Below are 14,025 nucleotides of genomic sequence, written 5' to 3'. Positions count from 1 at the left end.
ATTTGAGATGATAACCGTATTCTTTTGACCTGTCCATGAAGCTTTTTTTACTACTTTTGCGCTAATGAGCGATGAATTTTATATCAATCGATGTCTGGATCTGGCGGCTTTAGCTTCGGGAAATGTTAGCCCTAATCCAATGGTTGGCTGTGTGATTGTTGCAGACAATAAAGTTATCGGCGAAGGTTATCATCAGGAGTATGGAAAGGCACATGCAGAACCCAATGCTGTTAAAGCTGTATTTGATGCTTATGGCAATGAGGCCGAAAATCTATTACAACAGGCTACCGCTTACGTCAATCTGGAGCCCTGTGCACATTTTGGCAAAACGCCTCCATGCGCTGATCTATTGGTGAAACATCGTCTAAAAAAAGTAGTTATTGGCAACAGAGATCCTTTTTCAGGTGTTGATGGTAAAGGTATAGCGAAACTTAAAAATGCAGGTATTGAAGTGGTAAGCGGGATTTTGGATGACGAATGCCGTTACTTTAACAGAAGATTTTTTACCAGGATACAAAAACAGCGGCCATATATTATTTTGAAGTGGGCCGAAACTGCCAATGGCTACTTTGCAACAACAGATGGTCACCAGAAGTGGATCAGCGGCGCGCTGGCCAAACGTCTGGCTCACCAATGGCGGAGCGAAGAAGATGCCATCCTGATCGGTAAGCAGACTGCTATAATGGATAATCCACAGTTAACATCGCGCGAATGGCCGGGTAAAAATCCTATCCGTTTGCTGATTGATAAAAACCTGCAGGTGCCGTTATCGAATCACATTTTTAATACTGAGGCCAAAACCATCATTTTTAATGAAATTAAAACCGATGTAGTTGATCATATCCATTATATCCAGATGGAAGATATGCACTTCTACCTGGCACAAAAAATAGCTTTTCAGCTCTACCTGATGGATATACAATCGGTTATTATTGAAGGTGGTGCCAATATTCTGAATCAATTTTTAAAGACGAATTTGTGGGATGAAGCACGTATCTTTACTTCGTCTACCAGTTGGATCGATGGAGTTTCTTCTCCAAATATTAATGGAAACCTACAGCAAACCGTACAAATTGGCAATGACAAGCTATCTATCTATCTAAACGACATCAAATAAATGATTTACATTATTTTAAGCATCTGCTGCAGTGTTACGGTAGCTGTTTTATTAAAGCTGGCGAAACGATACCAGATTAGTGTTATTCAAGCCGTCACGGTCAATTATTTTATCGCCTTAAGTTTGTGTTTTCTGTTTTTCAGACCCGATGTTAACCTGATCAGTTCTGCTGATCCATGGTCTGTTTATATTGTGCTGGCTATACTTTTGCCCTCCATATTTTTATTCCTTGCGGCATCGGTAAAAAAACTGGGTATCGTTAAAACCGACATCGCCCAACGTTTATCGCTATTTATTCCGATACTGGCGGCTTATTTTATTTTTAAGGAAGGTTTTAACCACCTGAAAATTGCTGGCCTTATAATAGGTTTTGCCGCTATTATCTTAACATTCCTCCGAAAATCAGATCATCAGAAGACTGGGAAAGAAAGCCTCTTCTATCCCATTATGGTGTTTGTTGGTTTTGGCGTTATTGATGTACTTTTTAAACAGATTGCATTGTACAAAGAATTGCCTTATACTACCTCACTTTTTATCGTTTTTGGTCTGGCTTTTATCGTTTCATTACTATTGGTAATGGCCATGGTGGTGGCCGGCAAAACAAAACTACAATTGATAAATGTGGTTTGTGGATTTATTTTAGGCTTGTTCAATTTTGGGAATATCCTTTTTTATATGAAAGCGCACAAGGTATTGGCAAACAATCCATCTACCGTGTTTGCAGCAATGAACTTAGGGGTAATTATTGCAGGCACCTTTATTGGCGTCATGGTATTTAAAGAAAAGTTGAGCAAAATAAATTACGCAGGTATAATTTTGGCTATTGCGGCCGTTATCTTCATTACCTTATCACAACATGCTGTTCGATGATGCTTATCAAACAATCGAAAGTACTTCAGAAGGTATCTTTCGAGATAAGGGGAGCAAGTTTATTGCTTATGCCTATCCCATTCGCAGTGAGGAAGAAGTAAAACCAATTGTCATGAGCCTGCGGTCTGCAAATGTCAAGGCCAATCATTTTTGTTATGCCTACCGTTTAACGCCTAATCGGTCTGTTTTCAGGATAAATGATGATGGCGAACCATCTGGTACTGCTGGCAGGCCAATCCTGAACTGCCTGTTATCAGAAGATCTGACTAATATATTAATTGTCGTGGTACGTTATTTCGGCGGAACTTTATTGGGTGTTCCTGGTTTAATTAACGCGTATAAAAATGCTAGTATCGAGGCCATTAAAGCTGCAAAGATTATCAGGAAAACGGTTAATGATGTGTATGAGGCCCATTTCGAATACCTGCAGATGAATGATGTAATGAAATTAAGCAAAGAAGAAAATCTGCAGATCCTGGAACAGCAATTTGATATGAATTGTATATTAAAGTTTGAAGTAAGAAAAGCACAACTCAATCAGGTTTTGAGTAAATTTGATAAGATTGAAGGTGTTAAATTGAAATATTTGTATACCATTTAATCTCCACAGACATTAGATCAGCATTAATCAGCCAAATCTGCGGGAACAAACAGCGTGTAAAAAAAATTTAATAAGTAGCTGCAGATCGGGTAAACAGAAATAAATCTGTTTCAGCCAAATCTGTTAGGACGATATAAACCAAATATGAAAATATCAAAAAGCGATCTGATCATCAATCCTGACGGGAGTATATACCACCTCAATCTTTTACCAGGAGATATTGCCGAAACAATCATAACTGTTGGCGATCCCGACCGTGTTGGTGAGGTAAGTAAATATTTCGATCACATAGAGTTAAAAAAAGGAAAACGTGAATTTATTACGCACACCGGCTATTTAGGCAAAAAGCGCGTTACTGTAATTTCGACAGGAATTGGAACGGATAACATCGATATCGTTTTTAATGAGCTGGATGCACTTGTTAATATTGATTTTGAGACACGTGAAATTAAAAAATCGCTTACTTCTTTAAATATTATACGGGTGGGTACCTCAGGCGCTGTCCAGCCAGATATTCCGATGGGAACCATTTTGGCTTCCTCATATGGTTTGGGAATGGATGCTTTAATGAGTTATTATCTTCAGCAACTGTCTGCTGATGAACAACTGTTGCTGGATGAGGTTAAAAAACACTTTGGTCAACTCAACAACATCAATCCTTACCTAACTGCTGCGGACGGTGGTCTGTTAAATACTATTGGCAGGGATACGGTTCATGGCATCACCATTACTGCACCAGGGTTTTACGCCCCGCAAGGTAGAATTGTGAGGGCAAAAAATGCCGTTCCAGATTTTATCGGCTTAATAAACAATTTTAAGAGCAATCAGCACCGTATTACCAATTTAGAAATGGAAACAGCGGGGATTTACGCTTTGGCCAAAATTTTAGGGCATAAAGCACTCTCTATTAATGCTGTTTTAGCCAGCAGGGTAAAATTCGAATTCAGCAACGAACCCAATAAAATTGTAGAACAGGCTATAAAAATGGTATTGGAAAGGATCTAGTTATCGGAGTCCTGTAGTTTATATTATTTTTAGCAGCTCACACGGAAGTTTAATAAATATAGGCCGTCATCCTGAATGTATTTTGGGTTTTTCCTGTTTAAGATTATGTTGGCGAGGAAGTTACAAGTGGTTAAATAATTGTTCTATTTTCAATAATAGGGCTTAATATCATAAAAAAGGCCCGGAATCTCGGGCCAATATATTTAGAGGATTCTTATCTTCTCCTTTATTAATTCATTTCCTTCAGCATCTAAATAAGTACAGGTCATCTCATCCAGGTCTGTAACCCATTTTTCTACTCCTGCATCTGCTGCCTGCTTACAAAAAGAAAAATAATCAGTTTCACCTTGCTGGTGTATTTTCAAAGCATGTTTCAATTTATCAGCCGATGATTCTTCATTGATCACTAAAGTCGGGTACTCCTGCGGACTTAATTGCTGGGCATTATCCTCGTCATCAAAATAAACAGACAAGCCGTTGCTGACGTAAACGTCGTTCCGTTTCACACCCAGTTCCTTTATTTCTTTTATAAATTGCGGAAAATCTGAACCAGATTTAATTTTTGCTTCTGCAGTCCGTATATTTTCAATGGTGAACATAACTTATTTATTTAATGAAATTTTGTAAATGGTGGTTTGCGTATACAACTCCTCCGGCCTTAAAATGGTACTTGGAAATGTTGGGATATTCACTGCATTTGGGTGATGTTGTGTTTCAATACAAAAGGCATCAAAGCCATTATAATCCCTGCCCCCTTTTCCATTTTTTACTTCTAAATATTTTGCTGTATATAAATGAGCTACCGGCTCGGTAGTATAAACACTTAGCACTAAACCGCTTTCCTCTTCAATTGTTTTGCTGGCCAATGATAAATCGCCATAAATTTTATCCAGAACAAAAGTCTGATCATAACCTTCATCTTTATTCCAGTCCTGTCCTATTGCTTTAGGTTTGGTAAAATCCAAAGGGGTATGCTCAACAGGAATTAGTTTGCCTGTTACTGAATAATTATCATCCTGCTCCAGATAATGTGAAGCAAAAATCTGTTGTAAATGGTTTTTGATATTTCCACCACCGGGAGCCAGGTTAAAATAACCATGATGTGTTAAATTTATGGCGGTAGCTTGATCTGTTTCTGCTTCATAACTTAAAATCAACTCATCATTTTCGGTGAGTTCGAAAGTTAAATCAACAATCAGGTTTCCAGGAAAATTTTCTTCGCCATCCACACTTTCATATTGCAAGGTAACCGAAGGTTGGGGACCATCATTGATTTCAACAATATCCCAAACTTTTTTATCAAAACCTACAAAACCGCCATGTAGCGTATTACTACCCGCATTTCGTGCCAATTGATAAGTTTCCCCGTCAATACTAAATCTTCCATCTTTGATGCGATTGGCATATCGGCCAATGATAGCGCCCAGATAAGGGTAGTTAGTTAAATAAGCCGGGTTGAGATATTCATCAAATGTATCGAAGCCCAGAACGATATCCTGCTTTTCACCTTTGGCATTTGTAACTATAAATTGATTGATGATGGCGCCATAATTGAATATTTTGACGTAAGTACCTTTGCTATTGGTAAGTTCGATTGCGGTAACTTCTTCGCCATCAATAATTTTTCCGGTGGGTATTTGCTGAACGCTCATAAATTGTAACTTAGGGCTTTTGTTTTCAAAGCAAACATACCATTATTAATGCTTTTTATAAACATAATTTAGCCCAATGAACATTAACCTACAGGAAAAATTTGCCGAGCAATACCATAAAAACGCCGAAGCTGTTTATTTCACACCTGGGCGGGTCAACCTGATTGGAGAACACATAGATTACAATGGCGGTTTGGTTATGCCCTGTGCTATCTCATTAGGAACCTGGGTAGCCATTGCCCCAAACAACCGTGGTCAATTCAGATTTAAAAGTTTAAATTTTGATATTGAAACAGCTATAAATAGCAACACGGTAAACGAAAAAGATGGTACGATCTGGGCGAATTATCCGATTGGTGTGATTAATGAATTTATAAAAGATGGTAAGGAAATTAACGGCTTAGATTTTCTCTTTTATGGAAATATCCCAATCGGATCCGGACTTTCTTCTTCAGCTTCTATAGAAATTGCTACCGCTTATGCGCTGAACACCTATTATAACCTGGGTTACGATAAATTAGCGCTTGTTAAAATTGCCAAACGCGTTGAGAATGATTTTATCGGCTTAAATTCGGGTATCATGGATCAGTTCGCGGTTACTTTCGGTGAAAAAGACAAAGCCATTGTTTTAGATTGTGAGACCTTAAAATATAAAATGGTTGATGTAAATCTGGGTAATTATGTTCTGGCCATCATTAATACCAACAAACCCCGCGAACTGGCAGATTCAAAATACAATGAGCGTGTTGAAGAATGCCAAACCGCCCTGGGACTATTAAACCAGGAAATTACGCTTAACTATCTTTGCGAACTTAATGCAGAGAAGTTTGCCCTGCATAGTCATTTAATCAAAGATGAAACCATATTAAATCGGGCTACACATGTGATTAAGGAGAATGATCGTGTCCACTTAGCATCCAAAGCATTAAATGGAGGAGATTTAATAACATTTGGTCGATTGATGTATGCTTCACATCAGTCTTTGCGAACGTTATATGAAGTAAGCGGAAAAGAATTAGATACAGTAGTAGATTTTTGTTCAGGTTATCAGCATGTAATTGGTGCCCGTATGACGGGTGCGGGGTTTGGCGGCTGTGCCATTGCTTTGTTAGAGAAAGGTTACGAAGAAGATTTTGCTAAACACTTAACTGGTTATTATCTCGAAAGAATAGGTTATTCAGCTGCAATTTACATCAGTGAAATTGGTGACGGACCATCCATTTTATAAAAACAATTGCCACAAGATGCATAACATGTAAATACAGATTCGATATTACATCCAATCTGTGTAATCCTTCCATCTGTGAAATCATTTTAAAAAATAATGAGAAAATTAAAATTAGACGAATTAAACCGTCCGGATATTGAAACATTTAAAACACAGGAAAAATTACCGGTTGTGGTAGTTTTGGATAATGTTCGCAGCATGCACAATGTGGGATCTATATTCCGTACTGCTGATGGTTTTGCGTTGGAGAAAGTAATTCTCTGCGGCATTACCGCACAGCCTCCCCACCGTGAAATTGAGAAAACAGCTCTAGGCGCCACGCAATCGGTTGATTGGATTCATTATACTGATACACTGCAAGCTGTTGATACCCTGCGTAACCTGGGATATGAAATAGTGGCCATTGAGCAGGCCGAACACAGCACCATGCTGAATACTTTTAATCCCGATCCCAATAAAAAATATGCTTTGATATTCGGAAATGAGGTTGATGGTGTAAGCGAAGAGGTAATGGCTAAAATTGATGAATGTATCGAAATTCCACAGTTCGGCACCAAACATTCTTTTAACATCGTCATTTCTGCCGGGATTGTATTTTGGGATTTCTTTGCTAAATTGAGATTGTGATATCCTAATTTCATTTAGTTTGCTTTATTGATCCGGCATCTATTCGTATTCATTACATCAAATGTTGGATTAATTTTATAAAATATTTTGCGCAGTCCCGGTGCATGAACAGAGGTTAGCTAGACAGTTCATAAACTATTATTTAATAAAATTTTATGGGATAAATCTCAGTCTTAAACTCTTGGTGTATACTATTGTGTACAGTTAAATACGGTGTAGCTAACATTACGTAACTTTTTTGTGAAATAAATTTAACGTGTTAATCACCTGATAATATGTTAATTGTGTGTTAAATAATGTCTTTGGCAGGATTTTTTCTAAATCACGTTCAAACAGTATGATTAAAAAACTGTTAAGACTCTAATTATTTAAAAATAGAAAACATGAATAGGAGAATTACTAAATCAACAATGTTGGTTGCCTTATTAGGATTATCATCACAATTATTTGCACAGGAAGTACCGACTCCGCCTTCTGGCAGATTTGGAAAACAATCATTAAGAACATGGAGTATTGGTGCCCATGGAGGTATTCTTAGTCAAAACACATTTTTAGGCGGCGGAAGCGTTAAAGCTGAAGAGTTTAAAAGTATTGGATATGGTGCTTTTGTTAAAAAACAGATTTTACCTGCATTAGGTTTACAGGCTGATTTTTTACGCGGTGAGATTAAAACCCTAAACCAAACCAGTACCATCGAACAAAAAAATAGCATCAATTGGTCAGGTTCATTAACAGCTGTTTTAAATATTGCCAACTTCAGTCTGAATACGGAGAATGCCGTTTTAATTCCTTATGTTAAAGCGGGTGCTGGTTATATGTCTTCTGATTCTGAAGTTGCCTCAACACAAGCCTTTACTGATAGAGAAGGATGGTTTATTCCTACCGGTGTTGGATTTAAACTTGGTGTAGCTAAAGGAATTAACATCGATTTAGGTTACGACATCAATTTCATCAAATCGTCTCCAACGGTTAAAAGTGCTTACAACGAAAGCAGATTCTCTTATGCGCATGCAGGTTTAGAGTTTGCTTTAGGTAACAAAGAAAATTCTCAGTTACAAAACTACAGCGCTGTTGCCGATTTACGCAAGCAAAGTGCTGAAGAAAGTGCTGAGTTAAGAAGAGCGTTATCAACAGCTGAACAAAATGCACAACGTGATAGAGAACAATATGCTAAAGATTTAGCTGACGATGATAATGACGGCGTAGCAAACAAATTTGATAAATGCCCAGGAACGCCATCAGGTACTGTTGTTGATGGTTCTGGTTGTCCAATCAAAGTTCAACGCGAAATCATTAAAGAAACTAAAGTAATTACTGAAGAAGACCGTAAAGTGGTTAAAGATGCAATATCTAACTTAGAATTCGATTTAGGTAAATCAACAATCCGTTCTAAATCATATGCTACTTTAAACCGTGTTGCTGCATTATTGATAGAGAAAAACTTTAGCTTGAAATTAGCTGGTCATACTGATAACACTGGTGGCAGAGAGTTAAACTTACGTTTATCAAAAGAAAGAGCTGAATCAGTAAAAGCTTATTTAGTATCTCAAGGTGCAAATGCCTCTAGAATTGAAGCTACAGGTTACGGACCTGACCAACCAATTGCAACAAACAAAACTGCAGCTGGCCGTCAACAAAACCGTCGTGTAGAGTTTACTTTATATTAATCGTAAATAACAGTTAAATAAAAAGCTTCTCAGATTAATTTCTGAGGAGCTTTTTTATATTAGAAATCTTCATCCTGAACTTGTTTCAGGATCTTCATTAGCAGAATAGGCCTTGGAACAAGTTCAAGGTGACGCCCCATAATTAAGACAATCCTTTTTTATTCTTATACGTCATTTTGGCTTTTGTACCTGCACTATAATTGTAATTTTTTAGGTTGCTGGCTTTCTTTTCGTGAAATGCAGCACCACGTTCAGAAGATTCATCGTCTTCAATACCTTTCTTTTTCTTTGGTTTATCAGCAGCTTCAACCACTTTCAAACTTTCAGGCAACTCCATGATCTCCAATTTCTGGCCAATAGCCTGCTCAATTTTTTTTACTTCAATCAATTCAATATCGGTAGAAAAAGTGATGGCTACGACATCTTCATTGCCATGTTTTACAATACGTTGAATTAAAGTTTCTTTTTGTTCCGGCAATTCGAAGTGAAAAATAAAGGGAATCCCTTCAATATTGATTTCGCCTGAATTCTCATTGGCTACGATTAAAATTCTGGCTTCTGAATGGTCTTTAAAGTCATCAATATGATCATATCCCTTATCATCAAAAAACAAGGGGCGGTAAATGCTAATCTCACCTTCCCTGTGCCGGTTAAAGTTTTTATAAACGGTTTGTGCGGTTAAACGTGTATTGACGAAAACGACAACTTTATCAAAAACTTCAGCATCATCCAATAATAAGGTTAATAAATTTAGCTTTGTCCTGAAATTCGGTACCTGATAAAGCATTTGCTTGTAAACTTCTGCCTGCTTTTCACCTATCTCATCTACCTCAATGGTTGCAGCAGAATCTTTCATGAATGGGGCTATCATGTGTTTAAGTTTATCGTGCAGTACCTCTGTAAATACTACATGTTGAGATTTGTAGGCGCTGTTCGCTAATTCTACCACAGGTAATTGCAATCCCTTTTTCACTATAAGCTCAGCATTATCTACGATAAATAGTTGTATTTTATTGGTATTCAGCGCTAGCTTTAAATACAATGCGCGGGCGCGATCGGGTACGGCAACAATAATATCGCAACCATCAGTAACCTCATTCATCTGCGTTTCAATGGCGCCCCGACTGTCAATTCCTAAAATTCTGAAAGTACTGTTGCGGTTCAATAGTTTAAACTGCGCCAAAACATGGTCTACATGCTCAATATCCGGTACTAAAATCAATGCTCTCGGCGCTTCCTCAAAGGCGTATTTTAACTTCATTAAAGTAGCTAAAACATAAGTAGTTGTTTTTCCTGAACCCTCTGGTCCCACCGCTATCACATCCTGTCCACCTAAAATACGCGACATTGTCCTGCTTTGGATCTCTTTTGGCGTTAAAAATCCTGCATCAGTCATGGCCGCTACAAGTGGCTTGCTCAGTTTTAATTTATCTAAAGACACGATTACTATTTTAATGTTTGAACTGCAAATATCCTTAAAATAATTAGCTTTTCTGAAATTGAATTTGAAGGCATGTAAAAGTGTTCGTATGTAATATTATTTATAGCCGTATTATTTAAGAAAAGGCGGATACTTTAATCAATAGGTTTTATTTATGGTATAGTGCACAAAAATAAATTTATTCAGCTGTAAATGAGTATTTTATGTTTTTTTAGATCTAAAATACTACTAAATCTATAGATATTATATACTTATTTATATATTTGTCTAAATCTAAGTGTTACATCTGTTGAACGATTAATATTAAAAATCATGTCGACTTATTTTCAATGCCCGGCTATAGACGAATATCCTAAACTAATTGATCCTCTGCAAATAGAAGCTGAGGCATTGACAGTTGCAAAACATGAAGATAGCTTAAATAAAGAACAGATTTTGGAGCGGAGAGATTATTTAACGCTGAAGCAATTATAAAAACACGGCAAGTTGACCGATTGGAAGGTTGGGGTTTCATAAACTCATTACAATGGTTCGAATCCATTACGATGCCGCAAAGTGTATCTCATAGCACTTTATCCTGATTCTGCTCAATCAGGCAAGATTTGGTTATCTTATATTTGTTTTGTTGTTAGCAAAGGCTATCCGCGATGGATAGCCTTACTTTTTAATTACATGCTGTTATCCTTGACACAGTAAAGGATTTCCATAAAAATTAGCGTAATTTTTTGGTTGTTTTGGAAGCGCAGTTTCAGTGGCTATAGCGAAGGTTTGGTCCTGCTGTACACGCTAATCTTTTTGGCAAGCTTTCCAAAGATGAAATAAAGAGAAACCAAAAAGGATTGCCGTTTCCATTAGGGCTATCAGGCAAGTGTAGTGGTTAAAATGGTTTTATAAGCAATCAAACTGTTAAACCTACAAAATATCAATAATTAAATAGGTTCTTCGCGGAGTCCGACACGATAAATATTTTTAAAATCTCAAAACATTTTATTTCGAATGTGGTTGTTTATATAATTCACATTATACTAATCTTTTACAGATTAATTTGTTTGGTTTAAAAAGGGATTTATGGATATAAATCCCTTTTCTTTTATGCCATAATTTTAAATCCTATATTAGCCATACCAATTCCACTACCCCATTTTAGATGAATAGAAAACATTTCCTTTCTTCGTTTATTGCGGCCACCACTATGCTTCCGGCGCTTAAAACTCTAGCAATTGAAAATGAAAGTTTAGCTTTTAAAATCCCCCCCTATTTAAAACCTGGCGATACCATTGGAATTAGTAGTCCTGCCGGATACATTACATCAGAACAGATCCAACCATCAGTTCTGCAAATGGAAAGTTGGGGTTTTAATATAAAAATTGGCGAAACCATTGGTAAACGCGATTTTACTTATGGTGGAACGGATGAAGAACGGTTGGCTGATTTTCAGCAAATGCTGAATGATCCGGGTATCAAAGCCATTATGTGTGCTCGTGGTGGTTATGGTTTTGTACGCATTATTGATAAGCTTGATTTTTCGGCTTTTAAAAGAAATCCCAAATGGATTATTGGCTTTAGCGATATCACTGTGCTGCATTGTCACCTGGCCGCAAATTTTGGCATTGCCTCCTTACATTCTAAAATGTGCAATAGCTTTCCTGATGATTGGGCCAAAGCTGAGCCTATACAGGTAGAGACGATCCTCTCGATAAAAAATGCTTTGATTGGCGAAGAATTGGGTTATACTGCTCCGATAAACAGCAATAACCGCTATGGGAAAACGGATGCGATATTGGTTGGCGGTAACCTGAGTATTATAGAAACACTTGCCGGCAGCCCATCGGATTTGGATACCAAAGATAAAATTTTATTTGTTGAAGATACCGGCGAGTACCTGTACAGCATCGATAGAATGTTGTGGAATTTAAAACGTAGTGGCAAGCTTAAGCGCCTCAAAGGACTCATTGTGGGTGGTTTTAAAGTAAAACCCGATGATGCCGGCGAAGAGTTTGGCAAAAATATTTATGATATTGTACTTGAAAAAGTAAAAGAATACAACTATCCTGTTGCATTTGATTTTCCTGTGGGGCACCAGCGGAATAATTTTGCGCTGAAATGCGGTGTGAAGCATGCTTTTATGGTAAACGAAAATGGCTCGGCATTGAGAACGATTTAATCGTATTATCGTACTGCTAAGTCCGTGGCTTTTATTTTAGCAACTAATTACTGTCAAAATAATTTTGTATTTTTGACTATAAATTATTGGTTATGACTATCATCGCACATATTATCCCGGCCTTAGGTCACTACGGAGCGAAGTAAGATAAAAAGTAACAGCCCGAAAATTTCTTCTGAAAATACTTAGCATACCTCTTGTAATCATTTACATGCCATGTATTAAGCCGTTTTAACTTCGTCCTCGTTATAATCCTTAATATCAGTAATGTAGCCATTAATTAAGAGAAAATCGAACAGCGGTTTAGCTTCTGGTGTAATCGGCATATTCTCGGTGGTAATCACCTGATTGGTTTTTTTGTCGAGAAAAGGATAAGCGAATAACCGCACATTGGTATTAAACATATCATTTACGTAACTCAGTAGTTGACCGGAGTAGTTTTCGCCGGTGAAGTTTTTAGCATTAAATACGAATTTTAAGTTGTTGATGTTTGTAGCTAAGCCAACACTTTTTGGTTTACATCTGGCCAGGTATTTGGCAAGGCGGTTGTGACGGGTAAAATTCGAAACGATCACCGTGTTCCCAGTGTCGCACATTTCCTGGGTGCGTTTGGCCACCGCCTCTAAATCGATATCATCGGGTGTTTCCTGTGCGTCGGTTAAAACATTGGTTGCCAGAACTTCAATCATTACCGCCAGGTTTCCCTCTTCTACTTTATTCGTACGCTTAAACTGCTCGGTAGCTTTATTAAAAAGGTTAAAGTTAGGCAATGATTTTTGGCCATATTTGGTCCGTAAAATCATGATATCCTTTTTGTACAAAAGATCCTTTGCTTGTCGCGGATGTGCATCAGCATCGAAAATGGCAGCTGCCGAAAAATCTTTCATAATCATGTACAGATTAAGCAGGATATTATCTGCTCCGGGAAATGCCGGTCCTTTAACAGATATCAAATCAATTTCTACAGATCCGATGGTTAAATTATCAGCCAGTGATTCAACCATTATTTTGGGATCCTGATAATAATAGAAAGCTGCGTAAAGCAAGTTAACCCCAATAATACCAAGTACACGTTGCTGCATATTTACATCAGTATCCAACAAACGGACATGAAAGAATATTTCGTTAGGGAAACCTCCCGGCTCGTTCTGGAACCTGATTCCAACCCAGCCGTGGGGTTCATTGGTGCGTTTATAATTTAAGGTAGTTACGGTATCAGCAAAGGCAAAAAAAGTGCGGCTTTCGTATTTTTCGCCTGATAGACGCTCATTAAGCAATCCAAATTCATGGTCAAGCATCTGTAAAAGCCTGTTCTGGCTAACGTAACGTCCATTTGCTTCTGCTCCATAAATGGCATCACTGAAAGTCATATCATAAGCCGACATGGTTTTGGCTACTGTTCCTGATGCCGCTCCGGCGTTAAAAAAATTTCTTGAAACTTCTTGCCCGGCACCGATTTCAGCAAAAGTGCCATAAATTCTTGGGTCAAGATTTATCTTAAGTGCTTTGCGTTTTGTATCCAGGATTTCTCTTTCCATGCCGCGAAAATACGAAAAATTGAGGTTAAGCTAATTTTAAGTATGTAACTTAAAATCAATCTAAATACCGGCATCCGAAACGTCGCCCTGATCTGATAGATGAGATCGGCATGAC

13 protein-coding genes are annotated in these 14,025 nt (G+C 37.6%); 9 read left to right on the top strand and 4 right to left on the bottom strand.

Annotated features, from left to right (window positions below; genetic code table 11):
- Positions 1-64 precede the first annotated feature (64 nt).
- The 4 genes from ribD (at position 65) to ACK1I8_RS08895 (ending at position 3,593) form a co-directional block, all read left to right on the top strand.
- On the top strand, positions 65-1,117 hold the full coding sequence (gene ribD, locus ACK1I8_RS08910; protein ID WP_412468980.1) for a bifunctional diaminohydroxyphosphoribosylaminopyrimidine deaminase/5-amino-6-(5-phosphoribosylamino)uracil reductase RibD: 1,053 nt from the start codon (positions 65-67) through the stop codon (positions 1,115-1,117).
- Positions 1,118-1,987, top strand: a complete 870-nt coding sequence (locus tag ACK1I8_RS08905; RefSeq protein WP_412468979.1) for an EamA/RhaT family transporter — start codon at positions 1,118-1,120, stop codon at positions 1,985-1,987.
- Positions 1,974-2,588, top strand: coding sequence for an IMPACT family protein (locus ACK1I8_RS08900; RefSeq protein WP_412468978.1), 615 nt, complete (start codon positions 1,974-1,976; stop codon positions 2,586-2,588). The genes ACK1I8_RS08905 and ACK1I8_RS08900 overlap by 14 nt, the downstream gene beginning before the upstream one ends.
- Positions 2,589-2,732: 144 nt before the next feature.
- Positions 2,733-3,593 carry a nucleoside phosphorylase gene (locus tag ACK1I8_RS08895; protein WP_412468977.1) on the top strand — a complete coding sequence of 287 codons (861 nt, stop codon included), beginning with the start codon at positions 2,733-2,735 and terminating at the stop codon, positions 3,591-3,593.
- Positions 3,594-3,796: 203 nt separating this feature from the next.
- On the opposite strand, the gene ACK1I8_RS08890 is transcribed toward ACK1I8_RS08895, so the two are convergent.
- Positions 3,797-4,192, bottom strand: coding sequence for a DUF1398 domain-containing protein (locus ACK1I8_RS08890; protein WP_412468976.1), 396 nt, complete (start codon positions 4,190-4,192; stop codon positions 3,797-3,799).
- A 3-nt stretch (positions 4,193-4,195) separates the two neighbouring features.
- Entirely contained in the window at positions 4,196-5,245 is a 1,050-nt protein-coding gene (locus ACK1I8_RS08885) for an aldose epimerase family protein (protein ID WP_412468975.1), read from the bottom strand.
- Positions 5,246-5,321: 76 nt separating this feature from the next.
- Between ACK1I8_RS08885 and ACK1I8_RS08880 the strand changes: the two genes are divergently transcribed.
- From ACK1I8_RS08880 to ACK1I8_RS08870, 3 genes are all read left to right on the top strand, one after another.
- Positions 5,322-6,473, top strand: coding sequence for a galactokinase (locus ACK1I8_RS08880; protein ID WP_412468974.1), 1,152 nt, complete (start codon positions 5,322-5,324; stop codon positions 6,471-6,473).
- A 96-nt stretch (positions 6,474-6,569) separates the two neighbouring features.
- The gene (locus tag ACK1I8_RS08875; protein ID WP_412468973.1) at positions 6,570-7,100 is read left to right on the top strand and encodes an RNA methyltransferase; all 531 of its coding nucleotides are present in this window, start codon (positions 6,570-6,572) and stop codon (positions 7,098-7,100) included.
- Between the two features lie 383 nt (positions 7,101-7,483).
- Complete coding sequence (locus tag ACK1I8_RS08870) at positions 7,484-8,767, top strand: OmpA family protein (protein ID WP_412468972.1); 1,284 nt, start codon at positions 7,484-7,486, stop codon at positions 8,765-8,767.
- Positions 8,768-8,909: 142 nt separating this feature from the next.
- Here the strand turns inward: ACK1I8_RS08870 and ACK1I8_RS08865 are convergent, their stop codons facing one another.
- A complete protein-coding gene (locus ACK1I8_RS08865; protein ID WP_412468971.1) occupies positions 8,910-10,208 on the bottom strand; it encodes a DEAD/DEAH box helicase in 1,299 nt (432 codons plus the stop codon).
- Between the two features lie 312 nt (positions 10,209-10,520).
- Here ACK1I8_RS08865 and ACK1I8_RS08860 point away from each other — a divergent pair, with 312 nt between their 5' ends.
- Positions 10,521-10,682, top strand: coding sequence for a hypothetical protein (locus tag ACK1I8_RS08860; RefSeq protein ID WP_412468970.1), 162 nt, complete (start codon positions 10,521-10,523; stop codon positions 10,680-10,682).
- Positions 10,683-11,355: 673 nt separating this feature from the next.
- Entirely contained in the window at positions 11,356-12,372 is a 1,017-nt protein-coding gene (locus tag ACK1I8_RS08855) for a S66 peptidase family protein (RefSeq protein ID WP_412468969.1), read from the top strand.
- A gap of 221 nt (positions 12,373-12,593) precedes the next feature.
- On the opposite strand, the gene ACK1I8_RS08850 is transcribed toward ACK1I8_RS08855, so the two are convergent.
- Positions 12,594-13,910 (bottom strand): nicotinamide mononucleotide adenylyltransferase, encoded by a 1,317-nt coding sequence (locus tag ACK1I8_RS08850; protein WP_412468968.1) that lies wholly within the window; start codon positions 13,908-13,910, stop codon positions 12,594-12,596.
- Between the last annotated feature and the right edge of the window lie 115 nt (positions 13,911-14,025).

It is taken from the genome of Pedobacter sp. KLB.chiD (assembly GCF_047040275.1).
Taxonomy (GTDB): domain Bacteria; phylum Bacteroidota; class Bacteroidia; order Sphingobacteriales; family Sphingobacteriaceae; genus Pedobacter.
The sequence above is the reverse complement of the archived record's forward strand: the minus strand, read 5'-3'. Positions and strand labels throughout refer to the sequence as shown.